Annotated in this window: 17 protein-coding genes; 10 read left to right on the top strand and 7 right to left on the bottom strand. The window is 37.4% G+C overall.

From position 1 onward, the window contains the following. Positions 1 to 75: 75 nt before the first annotated feature. Positions 76 to 828: an SDR family NAD(P)-dependent oxidoreductase gene (locus AC1DNH_RS17675; protein WP_477583897.1), complete on the top strand. Its 753-nt coding sequence runs from the start codon at positions 76 to 78 to the stop codon at positions 826 to 828. A gap of 217 nt (positions 829 to 1,045) precedes the next feature. Beyond that, positions 1,046 to 1,513, top strand: coding sequence for a hypothetical protein (locus tag AC1DNH_RS17670; protein WP_477583896.1), 468 nt, complete (start codon positions 1,046 to 1,048; stop codon positions 1,511 to 1,513). 11 nt (positions 1,514 to 1,524) lie between these two features. On the opposite strand, the gene AC1DNH_RS17665 is transcribed toward AC1DNH_RS17670, so the two are convergent. From AC1DNH_RS17665 to AC1DNH_RS17655, 3 genes are all read right to left on the bottom strand, one after another. After that, positions 1,525 to 1,986 (bottom strand): nuclear transport factor 2 family protein, encoded by a 462-nt coding sequence (locus AC1DNH_RS17665; protein ID WP_477609511.1) that lies wholly within the window; start codon positions 1,984 to 1,986, stop codon positions 1,525 to 1,527. Positions 1,987 to 2,104: 118 nt separating this feature from the next. Next, the gene (locus tag AC1DNH_RS17660) at positions 2,105 to 2,995 is read right to left on the bottom strand and encodes an MBL fold metallo-hydrolase (protein WP_477580701.1); all 891 of its coding nucleotides are present in this window, start codon (positions 2,993 to 2,995) and stop codon (positions 2,105 to 2,107) included. An 80-nt stretch (positions 2,996 to 3,075) separates the two neighbouring features. After that, a complete protein-coding gene (locus tag AC1DNH_RS17655) occupies positions 3,076 to 3,657 on the bottom strand; it encodes a Crp/Fnr family transcriptional regulator (protein ID WP_477580703.1) in 582 nt (193 codons plus the stop codon). Between the two features lie 240 nt (positions 3,658 to 3,897). On the opposite strand from AC1DNH_RS17655, the gene lat reads away from it, so the two are divergent. The 3 genes from lat to AC1DNH_RS17640 are packed head-to-tail and all read left to right on the top strand — an operon-like array spanning position 3,898 to position 6,522. Next, positions 3,898 to 5,229: an L-lysine 6-transaminase gene (lat, locus tag AC1DNH_RS17650; protein WP_477580705.1), complete on the top strand. Its 1,332-nt coding sequence runs from the start codon at positions 3,898 to 3,900 to the stop codon at positions 5,227 to 5,229. A 2-nt stretch (positions 5,230 to 5,231) separates the two neighbouring features. Next, a complete protein-coding gene (locus AC1DNH_RS17645; RefSeq protein WP_477580707.1) occupies positions 5,232 to 5,633 on the top strand; it encodes a hypothetical protein in 402 nt (133 codons plus the stop codon). A 28-nt stretch (positions 5,634 to 5,661) separates the two neighbouring features. Continuing rightward, positions 5,662 to 6,522, top strand: coding sequence for a hypothetical protein (locus tag AC1DNH_RS17640; RefSeq protein WP_477580709.1), 861 nt, complete (start codon positions 5,662 to 5,664; stop codon positions 6,520 to 6,522). A 452-nt stretch (positions 6,523 to 6,974) separates the two neighbouring features. Here the strand turns inward: AC1DNH_RS17640 and AC1DNH_RS17635 are convergent, their stop codons facing one another. The 4 genes from AC1DNH_RS17635 to AC1DNH_RS17620 form a co-directional block, all read right to left on the bottom strand. Further along, on the bottom strand, positions 6,975 to 8,336 hold the full coding sequence (locus tag AC1DNH_RS17635) for an acyl-CoA dehydrogenase family protein (protein WP_477580711.1): 1,362 nt from the start codon (positions 8,334 to 8,336) through the stop codon (positions 6,975 to 6,977). 171 nt (positions 8,337 to 8,507) lie between these two features. Continuing rightward, a complete protein-coding gene (gene bshB1 / locus AC1DNH_RS17630; protein ID WP_477580713.1) occupies positions 8,508 to 9,224 on the bottom strand; it encodes a bacillithiol biosynthesis deacetylase BshB1 in 717 nt (238 codons plus the stop codon). 7 nt (positions 9,225 to 9,231) lie between these two features. Then, positions 9,232 to 9,744: a glutathione peroxidase gene (locus tag AC1DNH_RS17625; protein ID WP_477580715.1), complete on the bottom strand. Its 513-nt coding sequence runs from the start codon at positions 9,742 to 9,744 to the stop codon at positions 9,232 to 9,234. A 5-nt stretch (positions 9,745 to 9,749) separates the two neighbouring features. Beyond that, positions 9,750 to 10,364 (bottom strand): DUF4294 domain-containing protein, encoded by a 615-nt coding sequence (locus tag AC1DNH_RS17620; protein ID WP_477580717.1) that lies wholly within the window; start codon positions 10,362 to 10,364, stop codon positions 9,750 to 9,752. Positions 10,365 to 10,473: 109 nt separating this feature from the next. Here AC1DNH_RS17620 and AC1DNH_RS17615 point away from each other — a divergent pair, with 109 nt between their 5' ends. The 5 genes from AC1DNH_RS17615 to AC1DNH_RS17595 all read left to right on the top strand — a co-directional run. Beyond that, the gene (locus AC1DNH_RS17615) at positions 10,474 to 12,681 is read left to right on the top strand and encodes a RelA/SpoT family protein (RefSeq protein WP_108199883.1); all 2,208 of its coding nucleotides are present in this window, start codon (positions 10,474 to 10,476) and stop codon (positions 12,679 to 12,681) included. Between the two features lie 105 nt (positions 12,682 to 12,786). Beyond that, the gene (locus tag AC1DNH_RS17610; protein WP_477625537.1) at positions 12,787 to 13,422 is read left to right on the top strand and encodes a hypothetical protein; all 636 of its coding nucleotides are present in this window, start codon (positions 12,787 to 12,789) and stop codon (positions 13,420 to 13,422) included. A 199-nt stretch (positions 13,423 to 13,621) separates the two neighbouring features. After that, the gene (locus AC1DNH_RS17605; protein WP_477585190.1) at positions 13,622 to 14,119 is read left to right on the top strand and encodes a Fur family transcriptional regulator; all 498 of its coding nucleotides are present in this window, start codon (positions 13,622 to 13,624) and stop codon (positions 14,117 to 14,119) included. A gap of 38 nt (positions 14,120 to 14,157) precedes the next feature. Next, positions 14,158 to 15,438, top strand: coding sequence for an adenylosuccinate synthase (locus AC1DNH_RS17600; RefSeq protein WP_190326317.1), 1,281 nt, complete (start codon positions 14,158 to 14,160; stop codon positions 15,436 to 15,438). Between the two features lie 278 nt (positions 15,439 to 15,716). Next, positions 15,717 to 15,909 (top strand): hypothetical protein (locus AC1DNH_RS17595; protein WP_477625536.1); only part of this gene is annotated, 193 nt, incomplete at its 3' end.

Here is a 15,909-nt window from a genome sequence, read left to right as displayed (position 1 = left end):
TACAAATGGTAGTGCATGCTATAAAAATACGCGGTACAGGTTATTATTGCAAGGTCATTTTAATCACAAGAAAATATGGACTTATATTTAACCGGAAAAACGGCATTGGTAACCGGAGCCTCTAAAGGGATAGGTAGCGCAATAGCAAAAGAGCTGGCAAGGGAAGGTGTAAAAGTTTTCGTAACAGGCCGTAACCAACAATCATTAGATAGCCTTTCCAGTGAGATTGTTGCTGAAGGCAACATTGCCCCTATTGTTTTTACGCAGGACTTACTGGCACCAAACGCGCCTCACAAAATTGCTACTGCGGCCTTAGCTGCACTTGGCCATATCGACATCCTCATCAACAACGCGGGGCAAAGTCAGCCTGTAGATGTTGCAGGACCAGAAGAACCCTGGACTAGATCGATGGCCTTAGATTTTGAGCGCCCCAGGTTGCTCACTCAAGCGCTATTACCACATTTTATAGCCCGCAAACAAGGTACAATACTCAATTTGACCAGTACTTATGAATTACGCTCGTTGAATGTTTCAGCTATTGCCAAGGCCGCAATGGCAATGTGGTCTAAACAACTTGCAGGTGAGTTGGGCAAATATGGAATCAGGGCGAACTGTTTACAGCCGGGACTTATCGATACTGAAAACATCCGGCCTTATTTCCCGGGTGATGAGCGCAGGAAATATGCTGAAAGTGAAATACCTTTGCAAGATTTTGGTGAAGTGCAAGATATGGCAAACATGGCTGTTTTCCTGGTTTCGCCACGTGCTAAATATATAACAGGAACGGTTTCAGTAGTGGACGGTGGAGGATCACGTTCGGCATTCTGATTTTTATATCGATAAAATCGCTTAAAATGATGTGATTTCAATATTGTTTTTTAAAAAAATGTGCCATAGAATAATTTCCACACAATTAACTTGTAAAACACAAGCAATCAACTTGTAACAGAATTTTATTCTAAATCAATCAGATAGTATATATATTAGTGCTTTAGATAAGAAGTTTTTGTATGTGAAGAAAGTTTCTCAACCTTAAAATATTTCAATGGAACCCCTTGTTATCAGAAAAGCACCTTTAAACCTTTATGTTATATTAGTGTTGTCCATAATATCGATACCCTTTTTTATTTATATATTTTATGGTGATTTTACAATTGTAACAGTAGGCATCATAGCTGTTTTCAGTATATTTCCTATATGGCTTTTTATTTATGCACTTCGCGAGCTGATCAAAAAAACACCTCATATTACTTTTACGGAAAATGAGCTGATCATTAAAGACCGTGATTTTTACAATTGGAAAAACATAGAGGGTTTTGCATTCAGCATAGAAGAAGTGGGACGTGATAATGCCGGGAGTATATATAAAAATTACATCACCGTATTATTAAAGGACGGCACTTCTGCAAAAATCCCTGTATCACATCTGGACAGGAAGGCAGACGAAATTCTGTATTTACTCAATGACTATAAGCGGGAATCAGATGATGCAAAAAGTCCTTCTCAACAATAAAGCGAATAACTTTATTGCATGACATCATTTACTGGCTTACTATCCACAAACTGCTCAAAACTTATGATTTTACGCTCTTTCAGTTTCCATATGTGGGCAACTCTTGCCGTAAAAGGCTTATTTGTCTTTTTATAGGTACCAGAATAAGTTCCATACGCTACCACTTTGTCTTCATTGGCAACATAATCTTCTGGCGTGAATTTATAATCAATCCATTCGCTTCCTAGTCTTGCAAAAACATTTTTTTTAATGTTTTCCAAGCCTATATAAGTGCCTGCGCACGGAAATCCTTCTGCTTCTGTCCATGAGATATCTTCAGCAACATATTTTGCTAAGTTTTCACCATTTTCTTCCGAAGTTTTTCCTTCGTAGGTACTTTTTACAATTTCTAGATTTGTCATTTTATTGATATTTGAGACACAACTTGTCAGCAGCATACCTGCAACCAACAAACTGGATATAATTGTTTTCATTTCTTCTGTGCTTTTGCAAAAAAAACAATCTCAAAAAGAAATAATGATTTAAGAGCGTTTTTTTAGCCTTTTAGATCGCAAGGAATAATTAACTTAAATTTATTCCTTGCGATTAATTCTACCATTTCATTTCGCCGGTATTCACCTTTGCTCCAATCTGTAAAGCCGTTTCAAAAGTTAATGTTGGATATTGTGCTTTAATCGCTTTGATCAACTCTTCAGAAGTTTTGTTGGTTTTTAAAGCCTCTTCGTAAAACTGGATATAACTTTTGGTATGTTTTATTGCACTAACATCAAATGGGCTTGCGTTATTGGCATGTGCAGGAATAACGATTGAAGGATTTAAGGCTTCGATTTTGTCTAAAACAGCAATCCAATTTTTACGGGCTTCCGGCGTTTGTGCATCTGCCATCCATAGGTTAAATGTAGTTCCGAAAACATTGATACCACCTATTACTGCTTTAATTGAAGGAATCCAAACAAAGGTTTTTGCAGGAAATTCTTCCAAGCCAACAACTTCGAGTTTCTGACCTTCCAAATCAATGCTATTTCCCTTTATAACCTGTGGTAATACCACATTAGAAGTAATGGCCTTGCCTAATCTTTCCCCCCAAACATCCAGTTTTTTCTGTGCAGAGGCTTTGATAGCTTCCACGGTTTCCGGTGAGGCGAAAGCCGTTACTTCCGGGAAATGTTTCTTAAAAACTTCCAATCCGAAGTAATAATCAGGATCAGCATGGGAAACATAAATTACAGTTAATTTTTTACCAGACTTTTTGATTTGGCCGGCGACCTTTTCCGCGTCTTCCAAAGTAAATTGTGCGTCGATTAAAACGGCATCTGTTTTACCTGAAACGATTACGGATGCCACGCCAAAAGCATTCTCTGATGCGTTATAAACTTCGAGCTTTAAATTAGCTGTTTCAATAGTTTTGAAACCTTGTGCATTTGCTTCCATTTTTAATAAGATTAGAATAGTTAGAAATAATGTTGAAATAATTGATTTCATGCCTTATGTTATTTGATGACACAAAGATGCACAGGACACCAAGACAAAAAGATTGAACAAGTTCAATAAATACAGGTTAGCTAGCTACCGGTTACATTTTTTTTTCTGATCTTACTCAAAAATTCGTGACTAATGCCTAAATAAGCTGCAATCTGAAGGTTGGTCAATCGTTGTAGGAGCTGCGGATATTTTTTAATAAAATCAAGATAGCGCTGGTCTGCAGTTTTACTCAAATTATCGATCATCCTCCTTTGTAGGGCAACGTGGGTTTTTTGGGTCATTATCCTGAATAGCTTCTCAATTTGAGGACGATTGATGTAAGCAAATTCTTTGTCCTTCTTAGAAATAAGCAGTACCTCACTATCTTCAAGAGCCTCTATATAGAGCTGAGAAGGTGTGTTATTGGTGAAACTATCAATATCGGTAATCCACCAGTTTTCAATGGCAAAATACAATATGTTTTCAAAACCATTTTGGTCAACATGATAGATGCGGAAAAGTCCTTTGATTACAAAACCTTCAAATTTACAGGTTTCACCCGCTTGCAGTAAAAAACGCTTTCTTTTAACCAATTGATGTTTGAACAGGTTACAGAATATATCTCTTTCCTTTTCCGGAATGGTTACATGGTTGGAAATATGCTGATGGAGAAGTTCTTTCATAAGGTTTACAATATCAGGCTTAAAACCCATAGATAGTTCATATTTATTTAGATTTAATTTGCTCCGCAATAAGAATTTTCGAAAAAAGTTTTCCACATCGGTGAAGTCCAAAACGCGATTTTGTCTATAATCATACTTTAAACAGTTTAAACCTATTTTTTATGTAAAGTGCACAAAAAGTGCTTAAATTTTGATTTTAGGCACATTTAACTAAATTTGGATTATACCAAAACCAAGTTTATGTATCAATTAACAGTACCTGCAGATCGCGTTAACGAATCGTTAAGTAAGCACATTTTGGCCGATGGTTTCGACCTGACTTATGATATGGAAAAAAGTCATGGTGCTTACATTTACGATGCTAAACACAACAGAACTTTACTCGATTTTTTCACTTGTTTTGCTTCCGTTCCTTTAGGTTATAACCACCCTAAAATGATCAATGATGAAGCATTTAAAAAAAATCTTCTCCTCGCTGCATTAGCTAATCCATCGAACTCTGATGTTTACACCCAGCAGTATGCACAGTTTGTTGAAACATTTTCCAAAGTCGGTATTCCGGCTTACCTGCCGCATGCTTTTTTTATTGCAGGTGGAGGCTTAGCAGTAGAAAATGCAATTAAGGTAGCCATGGACTGGAAAGTTCAGAAAAATTTTGCGAAAGGATATACTGAAGAAAAAGGTTTTAAGGTTTTACACTTCGAAAGGGCTTTTCATGGCAGAACGGGTTATACTTTAAGCTTAACCAATACCCTACCCGATAAAACCAAGTGGTTTGCCAAATTCGATTGGCCAAGAGTGGCTGTTCCGGAAGTTAAATTTCCGCTTTCAGGAAATAATTTAAGTCATGCCATTCAAACCGAAGAAACATCTTTAGCGCAGATCAAAAAAGCATTTGCAGATAATAAAGACGATATCTGCGCTATAATTATAGAACCAATCCAATCTGAAGGTGGAGATAACCACCTGCGTGAAGAATTTTTGATCCAACTTAAGGCCTTGGCCGATGAAAATGATGCCTTTTTGATTTATGATGAAGTACAAACCGGGGTTGGGTTAACCGGTAAATTCTGGTGCCATCAACATTTTAGTGAAAAAGCTCAACCAGATATCATCGCTTTTGGAAAAAAAATGCAGGTTTGTGGTATTCTTGTCGGTAATAAGGTAGACGAAATTGAAACCAATGTATTTAAAGTGCCAAGCCGTATTAACTCAACCTGGGGAGGCAATTTGGTTGATATGGTTCGTTCTACGCAGATTTTACAAATTGTAGAAGAAGATCAGCTTTGTGAGAATGCAGCAAAAGTAGGTGTGTACTTAAGAGATCAACTAGAAAACCTATCGCATAAATTTGATCAAATGACAAATGTTCGTGGAAGAGGTTTGTTGTGTTCTTTTGATTTCCCGACAAAAGAAATGCGGAATGCATTTATTGGCAAAGGATTAGAAAACAATGTGATGTTTTTGGGCTGTGGTGAAAAAACGATACGCTTTCGTCCGGCACTTTGCATTGAGCAAAAGCATATTGACGAAGGCTTGACGGTTATGGAAAAAATATTGCCTTTATTGTAGGCATGAATAGAAAATCGTTAGTTTATTTCTTAGTTGCAGGTATTTTAGTGTTGATCTTTTTCATGGTTAAAGCTGTTTTTGATCAGCCTGGGATTGAGGATATGAAAGCCGGTTTTAAAGAAATTGCCAAGTATAGAAATGCAAACAATACTGGTCCGGTACAGCGGATTTATATCGTTACGGTTAAAGATTCGCTATGGAAAGAAATGGAAGATTATGGCAATTTAATGCCCCATACCAAATATGGCAATACAAAAGTTTACTTCTTTATGGAAAATTCCAACGTTCCGAAAACTTTGGAACCTGGAGAAGTAAACTTCAATCCTCAATATAATAAATCCTGTATTGCGCTATTCGAAAAAAGCGCAATGAGCCAGGTAGCATTTAATAAGTATCCGTTTTAGACATAGATTTTTTTTGGTATAATTACAAATGAATCGTGATTATAGTTCGATAAGTCCATCAGCAAAATCGCTATTGCTAGCCAAAAGTTTAACGAATATTCCCTTTGTTGCTGACGCTGTTAAGTTAATTTACGGCAACGACGCCCTTGAAAAATTATATGATAAAGATTTTGATGAGGTATTTTTAAAACGGTTGGTCCATTTTGAGAGTAGATATTTATCTCTGGATAGCTTACTTTTTGCATCGGGCTCTTTAAATATTATAGAAATTTCTTCTGGTTATTCTTTCAGGGGCTTGGATCTGGTTTTAAGGCACCCGACTATTTATTATTTGGATACTGATTTACAAGGCGTAATCGACATCAAAAAAGATTTGGTTGATCGACTAATTGTTGATGAGAAATTACAATTAAAGGGTAAACTCAAAACCGAAGCTTTAAATGCTTTGGATGGAGACGCTTTTTCAAATGCTATAAATCAAATGCCTCTCGGTCCGATTAGTATTATAAATGAAGGTTTATTGGTGTATTTAAATAATGAAGAAAAGATATCACTATGTAAAACCATCCATAAATCATTAAAACAAAGAGGTGGTTATTGGATCACTGCTGATGTATATATTAAACGACCAGCACCTAAAAATGAAACCAATGATTATTTTTCTCAGTTTCTGGAAACACATCATGTAGAAGATAATAAGTTTGATAGCTTTGAACAGGCTGAACACTTCTTTCTTGAACAAGGTTTCAAATTGACAACTAAAGCAACTTCAGTTTGGCATCAACTTTCCTCGCTAAAATATATTGATATTGAATTATTAAAAAAAATGAAGGAGCAGGCGAATAAAATTGGCAGAATCCGAGAAACCTGGGTGTTAAAAGCTATTTAATTAACTAAAACCGGGCTGCAGATCCACGTTTTCTAATTCTGAAACACTTTTTTCTTGTAGCGCTATGCCTGTGCAAAACATTAAGTTTCTTCCCGTTTTACGCTTATACGCTTCGCTACCTCGTACCTCGTTGCTGCAGGGTATCGCTCCAACCTGGGCTAAATGGCCAGAAAAGTATTTTATTTTTGAGGTTGCAGGGGCCGCTAACTTTTGTTCATAAACCTGACAGCAGCGGCAGCTCCCGACTTTTCGTCGGGACTACAGCGAATGGCAGGACTGAAGCACCCATGAAATGCTGACATTCGTTTCCTAACCCTAAAAATCCTGCTATTTATCATATTACATTAGTCTTCGACTACGCTCAGACTCGCAAGCAACTAATTACCCCAGCTCAAAACTAACGAAGTTCCCGAACTGCTCTTAGCCTTTCAAACTTCGTGAGTTCCCACTACCTAAACAAATGCAGAGAAACCCGTTATGGCTCTACCTACAATCAGCGTATTAATTTCTTTTGTGCCTTCGTAAGAATAAATTGCTTCAGCATCGGCCACAAAACGCGCTACATTATATTCCAATAAAATGCCGTTTCCACCCATTACCTCACGGGCCTTGCTCACCACATCACGTGTACGTAACGAACAGAATACCTTGGCTAACGAAGCATGCTCATCTTTCAACAAGCCCTGATCCTGCAATTGTGACAACCTAAAACATAATGTTTGCATTGCTGTTAAATTCGACAACATCTCAACTAAATGGTTTTGAATCAATTGAAAAGATGCAATGGGTTTACCAAACTGTTTTCGGGTACGGGTATAATCCAGTGCATTTTCGTAAGCACCACGGGCACAGCCAACAGCCTGCCAGGCCACTCCTGCTCTTGTCATTTGCAATACCTTTGCTGTATCTTTAAATGAGTTTGCATTTTGCAGGCGGTCCGTTTCTTCTACCTCACAATTGTTTAAAGTGATAATTCCATTCTGCACAATCCTGAGGGCCATTTTATCCTGCATTTTTTCTACAGCAAAACCAGGATTATCTTTTTTTACAATAAAACCCTTAACCTCACCACTTTCTTCATCTCGTGCCCAAATAATTAAGATATCGGCGAAAGTGGCATTACCGATCCATTTTTTCTGACCATTTAATATCCATTTGCCATCTATTTTTTTGCAGGTTGTAGTGAGTCCTCCAGCAGCAGCAGAGCCCACTTCGGGTTCGGTTAGCCCAAATGCACCGATAATTTTAAATTGCTGCATCAGTGGCAACCACTGTTGTTTTTGTTCTTCCGATCCACATAAATAGATCGATCCCATCGCTAAACCACTCTGTACACCAAAAAAAGTAGAAATCGAGGTATCTATCCGAGCCATTTCCATCGCTAAAATCCCTTCCATCAAATTCGATTTTCCCGGACAGCCATAACCTTTATAGGTTAAACCACAGATATTAAGTTCAGCAAGTTTTGGGATAATTTCGAAAGGAAATTCGGCTTTGTTCCAGTAATGGTTTACAATGGGCTTTACTTCTTTTTCTAAAAAAGCACGCACTTTTAACTGGAGTTCGCGATCCTCATCGTTGAGTGCTTCGTCGCCCAAATGGTAAAAATCACCTTCAATTGGTGGTAATTCTCGCTTTTTACCCGATCCACCCATCATTTTCATCATCCCCTGAATCTGTTTATCATCCAGATTGGATATGGTTTCGACTATTTTGGGTAAATCGACTTTTTTCGATAAAGCTTCTAACTTATCGAAATCTACATGTTTAAAAAGATTGTACGCATTTTTGAGAGAAGAGAATATATTCGCCATTATTATTCGTTTTGAGAATAACAAACGAAGGGCGGTTTTGTTGGACTGTCAAAATAACCGCAAAGGGCGCTAAGTTTTTCGCTAAGGAAAAGAAAGAGAAATCTTAGTAAGACAAATCCCTACAGCTTTGCGTACTTTGCGGAACACTTCTTTTCTTTGCGGTTAAAAAATTTACCTTAAATCAAACAAACTATCAACACCCAACAATTTTCTTGAGGTAAAGCCTTCGCCAAAAGTGGTACCGATGCTTTTACCAAATTCTCTGGAACGGCCAATTACGCTTTCAAAAAATTCTGGTGAAGAAATATAGGTTTGCAAGCCATCTACATCAGGATTATAAAACTGGGTTTTAAAAGCTTTAATCGATTCAATTTTCTTATCCATGTGGTCAGATATATCCACAATAATATCAGGTTTTAAGTACCTGTCTTGAATATATTGCAACAATAACCTCGGCCGGTGCGCTTCTTGTTTAACACCATCAATTGATGTTTCTACTTTTGGCAGTCCCGATAAAAAAACCGAATCGTGCACCAGATCGCCAGCTCTGCCATGATCAGGGTGACGGTCTTCTAGCGCATTGCTTAAAATAATTTCTGGTTGGTATTTCCTGATGGCTTTAATTACTTCTAAACGGTGAAATTCATCATTCTGAAAAAAGCCATCCCTCATTCTCAAATTTTCGCGAACATGTAAACCTAAAATTTTCGCAGAGTCTGCGGCCTCTTCATCTCTTGTTTCTGCAGTACCACGCGTACCCAGCTCGCCTCTGGTTAAATCTACAATTCCAACTTTTTTACCAAGGGCAATATGTTTTAAAATAGTACCTGAACAGCAAAGCTCTGCATCATCAGGATGCACGGCTATAACTAAAATATCTAACTTCATGACGTAATTATTGGGCATTTTGGCTCAGCAGTTGCTGAATTTTCTTTTTAATTTTCGAACTCAATGGCTTGGTGAATGGTAAAAAATAATCTTCCAGCTCGCCATTTTTGTTCAGGAGGTATTTATGAAAGTTCCAACGGGGTTTCGAACTTAATTTTCTGTTTTGTTTTTTATCGCTCAGAAATTGATAAAGCGGGTGTGCACGTGCCCCACGTACCATAATTTTATCAAAAACCGGAAATTTTACACCATGGTTAATCTCACAGAAAGATGCAATATCAGATCCATTAAGTGGTTCCTGCTTTCCAAAATCGTTGGTCGGAAAACCCAAAATTTCAAAATCAGGGCTATTAATCTCGTCTTTTAACTGCTGTAATTCTTTCAATTGTGGCGTAAAACCACATTCGGAGGCTGTATTTACAATTAAAACAACTTTGTTGCGGTAGGCTGATAACGGCTGCTCTTCGCCATTAATTTTTTTAACCTTAAATGAATAAATATTCGGAATGCGTTCCTGCATTATAGTTATTGATAAAATCCTGAAGTGCGGATAATAGATTCTATATCCTTATCTTCATTCGGATCGTAAGTGCTTTTTAAATTATGTCCTACCACACGGGCCACAATCTGATAAGAAAATGCAGCAAAACCGCCTTTGGTCTGCTTTACTATATCGTACGTTGTTCTGCCCACCTCACGGTCGATCAGTTTCGTTAAAATCTGACCTTGAGTAATGGTTAATTCTTTTATTTCGCGGTTAAACATGTCTTTAATTTCTTTATCACATTGTTTAACCAGCTGTTTCTGTTCCTTTTTCTCAGGAGTTCGGGCAATATCCTGCTCTAATTGCTCGTATCTACGTTTTGCAAACAGTGCATACGGCATTACTTTTAATACGTTATACCTTAAGCGATTATACGCGGCCTGTTCTGCCGGTGATTTCCATATCCTTGCGGCATAAATAGATACATCGTTAAGTTGCATCCACGGAATCATTACACCATTATCATTTGTTGAGGCTACTCTTATTGTATCGCTTTTACCCAATTTAGGGAATATTGGCGCAGCAGGATCCTGAGCCCGCAGCGAAATGCTACAAATCATTACAATACAAAGAAAAAAGAGCCCTTTAATTTTCATAAATTTATACTTTTACAAAGTTAGGTGTTATTTCATATATTAGGTGTTTCACAAAACTAATATAAGTTTTATTCATAAATAAGACGCAATTTTTACGCAAAAAATACAAATGAAAACAGAGTTAGTGATTGATTTAGAGGCGGAAAAGCAAGAGATTCTAAAAAGATATAGGGCATTACTACGGGCAAGCAAATCTACTTTACAAAAGGGCGATAAAAAAGAAATCAGGAAAGCTTTCGATATGGCACTGGAGAGCCATAAAGATATGCGCCGAAAGTCTGGCGAACCTTACATCTACCACCCCATTGCTGTAGCGCAGATTGCCGCTGAAGAAATTGGCTTAGGAACAACCTCTATTGTATGTGCCTTATTACACGATGTGGTAGAAGATACCGATATCACTTTAGAAGATATTGAACGCGAATTTGGCAAGAAAACCGCTAAAATTATCGACGGTTTAACCAAAATATCTGGCGTTTTCGATACCAATAGCTCTTTACAGGCTGAGAATTTCCGTAAAATGCTGCTTACCCTGGCAGATGATGTGAGGGTAATCCTGATCAAACTTGCCGATCGTTTGCATAACATGCGTACAATGGATTTTATGCCCCGCCACAAGCAGCTTAAAATCGCTTCAGAAACCATTTATTTATATGCACCATTAGCCCATAGATTGGGTTTATATGCCATAAAATCAGAGTTGGAAGATCTTTCGATGAAATATCTCGACCCTGACACTTACAAATTCATTGCAAAAAAATTAAACGAGAAAAAAGCTGAACGTGCGCTTTTCATCAAAAAATTCGTCGAACCGATTGACGAAATTGTTCACGAACAAGGCTTAGTGGCCGATGTTTATGGCAGACCCAAATCAATCCACTCCATCTGGAACAAGATGAAAAAGAAAAATATTCCTTTCGAAGAGGTTTACGATCTTTTTGCCATCCGGATTATTTTGGACTCGGCACCTGAAAATGAAAAGGCCGATTGCTGGAAAGCGTATTCTATTGTTACCGATTTATACCGCCCAAATCCGGATCGTTTACGCGATTGGGTTTCCTCACCAAAAGGAAATGGCTACGAAAGTTTGCATACTACGGTAATGGGGCCACGCGGGCAATGGGTTGAGGTACAGATCCGTACACAACGCATGAACGAAATTGCAGAGAAAGGTTTTGCTGCACACTGGAAATACAAAGAATCGAGTAACGATAACGGCCTGGATCAGTGGATCCAGAAAGTCCGCGAAATGCTGAGCAATCCTGAAGCCAACGCTTTAGATTTCCTTGACGATTTCAAGATGAACCTTTTCTCGGATGAAATTTTTATTTTCACGCCAAAAGGCGCCTTGATCCAGTTGCCATTAGGCGCTACCGCATTAGATTTTGCTTTCGAGATCCATACCGACGTAGGTGCAACCTGTATAGGCGCTAAAGTGAACCACAAACTGGTTCCTATTTCGTATAAGCTTCAAAATGGCGATCAGGTGGAGATTATCACCTCAAGCAAACAAACACCTAAAGAAGATTGGCTAAATGTGGTGGTTACTGCCAAGGCTAAATCGAAAATTAAATCATCTTTAAAAGAAGAAAAGCGGAAAATTGCCGAAAATGGGAAAGAAATCTTAGAAAGGAAGCTGAAATCTTTAAAAATCACCTACAATACCGACAATCTACAAAAGCTAAGTTATTTCTTTAAACTGCCTTCTACACAAGAGCTTTTTGTTAATGTTGCTTTAGGAAAAATCGAGCTGAAAGATATAAAAGAGTATCTGTCGAGTGAGAAAGAAGTTGAAAACCGCGGACCGGAGCGACCTGAAAACCTAACGGTAGACATCGTTAAAACCAAAATGAAGGGCTCGGAAAATGACATTTTGCTCATTGGAGAAGACCTGCAAAAAATAGATTACACGCTAGCCGCATGTTGCAATCCAATCCCTGGTGATGATGTTTTTGGTTTTGTTACCGTAAGTGAAGGGATTAAAATACACCGTACCAACTGCCCTAACGCTGCGCAGCTAATGGCCAATTATGGTTATCGCGTGGTGAAAGCCAAATGGAACAAACAACAGGAATTAACTTTCTTAACCGGCTTACGCATTGTAGGCATTGATGATGTAGGTTTGATCAATAACATCACCAGGGTTATTTCTACCGATTTTAAAGTAAATATGAGGTCAATTACTGTGGATACTAACGAAGGGATTTTTGATGGTTCGATTATGATTTTCGTAAACGATACCGAGCACCTGGAAAACCTGATTAAAAATTTATTAAAAGTTAGAGGTGTTACAGGAGTAACGAGGTTTGATGCCTAATTAGTCCGAAGTCCTGAGTAGTATAGCAGAATTTAGTAAGCAGTTCAGACTGCATAAATAGGAATTTGCGCATAATGGCAATTAAAAACCCTACCCATACTTAAAATGAAGATGCAATCTTTAATTATTGGAATCATATTAGTAGCTATTGCGTTTTATCTAATTAAAACCAAATTACTAAACCAACAAACTGAACCGGATAATAATACTGCAAGACCCTCAAAAGAATTTTTACAAAAAATAGAAAGTAAAAATGACAAACTCATATTAGTTAAAAACATTTCAAACTTAGAAATCGATAGTATTATAAATGGATTTTGTAATATGTATAATCAAGAAAATTTTCAAGCCCAACCAAGACTTTATAAACTTGGAGAAAACGAATTTGCAATCACTTTTCCACTTGATATAGAGTTTGAGATTTACTGCTACTTCATTAATTATGTTCGTTATCCAATGAGTTTTGAAAAATCATTTGACGTAATAGGCTGGGCAACAACAAGAATAGGAGAGCAATGGATAACTGATAAAGTTGCAAATAAAAAAGTAATGTTATTTATTCCTTCTGATGACACAGAGCATGACAATGTATTTTTAACTACTTCTGATAATATTGGATACAAACTTGGCTTCGCAATGGGAGAGGAAAAACAATTTTTAGACAAACCCAAACAACATTTTATTTACCCTAGGATAGAGATTAAAGATTTAACTGACAAGCAATATAAAGACTTTAATTGAAAAACTGTTACCTACACTATTAGCAAATTGAACTCAGGGCTCCCGACTTTTGACTTTCCGACTTTGGGCATCCGACTTATTACAACATTTCAACAATCAAAGGCTGTAACAATCAAACAATTCAAATCTATGTAATCATTTCATCGGTGTAATCATTTTTCAAAACAATTTACCTACCTTTGAATGGAGTTTAAAAACTATGTCTGAACAAAAAACAAATGAGCTCGTTCGCAAGATTTTTGAGGCTTATTTAGAAAACAAAAATCTACGTAAAACACCAGAGCGTTTCGCTATATTGGAAGAAATATATTCAAGAAACGACCACTTTGATGTAGAAACCCTTTATATCCACATGAAAAACCAAAAGTACCGCGTAAGTCGTGCTACGGTTTATAACACATTGGAGTTACTGGTTTCATGCGATTTAGTTACCAAACACCAGTTTGGTAAAAATATGGCGCAATTCGAAAAATCTTATGGTTACCGCCAGCACGATCACGTAATCTGTATCGAATGTGGTAAAGTAGTAGAATTCTGCGATCCACGAATCCACCAGATCCAAACCATGGTTGGTGATCTTTTAAAATTTGATGTGAAACACCATTCGTTAAATCTTTATGGCTTCTGCTCTGATTGCAGTATGGCCAGAAAAGTAAACGAAAGCGCAGCAACAGTCGCAAAAATTGTAGAAAATTAAATCAAAATACAAATAAAACCAGCTTAATTTATTAAATAATGACGCAAGTAGATGTACTTCTCGGCCTGCAATGGGGTGATGAAGGAAAGGGAAAAATCGTTGATGTACTAAGTCCAAAATATGATCTTATTGCCCGTTTTCAGGGTGGCCCAAATGCCGGACATACTTTAGAGTTCGATGGCAAAAAATTCGTTTTAAATACAATCCCTTCAGGAATTTTTAACGAAAAAACCATGAATCTTATTGGTAATGGTGTAGTAATCGACCCTATTATCCTAAAAAGAGAGTTAGATAATTTAAAAAAAGCTGGTCATGATCCTATTGCCGATGGCAAATTGGTGATTGCCCGTAAAGCGCACTTAATTTTACCAACCCACCAATTATTGGATGCAGCTAACGAGGCACGCATGGGTAAAAATAAAATTGGATCAACCTTAAAAGGTATTGGTCCAACTTATATGGATAAAACTGGCCGTAACGGTTTACGCGTTGGCGATACTACTCTACCTGATTTTAAAGAACGCTATGCTAAATTGGTAGAAAAACATACTGAAATCCTTTCTCATTACGAAGGTTTCGAATATGAATTGGCTGAGAAAGAAGCATCATTCTTTGAAGCAATCGAATTCTTAAAAACCATTCCTCATGTTGATAGTGAACATTATGTAAATGGTTTCTTAAAAGAAGGAAAAGCTGTTTTAGCAGAAGGTGCTCAGGGAACGTTATTGGACGTAGATTTTGGTTCATACCCTTTTGTAACATCTAGTAACACCACAACTGCAGGCGCCTGTACTGGTTTAGGTATTGCGCCTAATAAAGTAGGAGCCGTTTATGGTATCTTCAAAGCATATTGCACACGTGTTGGTGGTGGCCCTTTCCCTACTGAATTAGATAACGAAGTTGGCGAAAATTTACGCGCTTTAGGTCACGAATTTGGCGCAACTACAGGTCGTGCCCGTCGTTGTGGCTGGATCGATCTTCCTGCATTAAAATATGCCATCATGTTAAACGGGGTAACCGAGTTAATTATGATGAAAGCTGATGTTTTGGATACCTTCGATACCATTTATGCTTGTACCCACTACGAATACAATGGCGAAACGATCGATTACATGCCATACGACATCATTTCAATCGAGCCAAAACCAGTATTGAAAGCAATTGATGGTTGGGCAACTGATGTAACTAAAATTACTTCTGTAGATGAAATCCCAGCTAAATTAACTGATTACATTGCTTTCTTAGAAAAAGAATTAGAAGTGCCGATCAAATTCCTTTCTGTAGGACCAGATAGAGCACAAACTTTAGAATTACGTTAATATAAGATTCGTCATGCTGAATTTAGTTCAGCATCTATATGTTCATAAACTGATAGACCCTGAAATAAATCCGATAGTTATCGGATCAGGGTGATGACCAATAATAAAAAGCAACCTGCAACCAGGTTGCTTTTTTTATTTCAGAGTTGTCAACTTTAATGACAGAAGCACAGAAAGTTGACAACTCTTACCAATTGCTAGCAAATCAACTTAGTTACTTGCCTATCAGCATCTATTTACTTTTGAAGCCGATAATAATGAGCTTTTAGCCGCAGAGCATGAGTTTAAAAACGGCAATTATATTTCTCATGATGAATTATCGTCGTCATCTCCTTTGGTTTATCGGACTGATTTTTCTTCTTGTAAATAGTATTACAAGAAGAAAGCTTGGTAAGCGTTTAAATAAAAGGCAGGGTGAACTTCCGTCATCTCTAGTTCACAGAACTTGTGGTCGTATTAGTCCCTGCCTTT

The organism is Pedobacter sp. 01N310 (genome assembly GCF_056399805.1).
The sequence above is the reverse complement of the archived record's forward strand: the minus strand, read 5'-3'. Positions and strand labels throughout refer to the sequence as shown.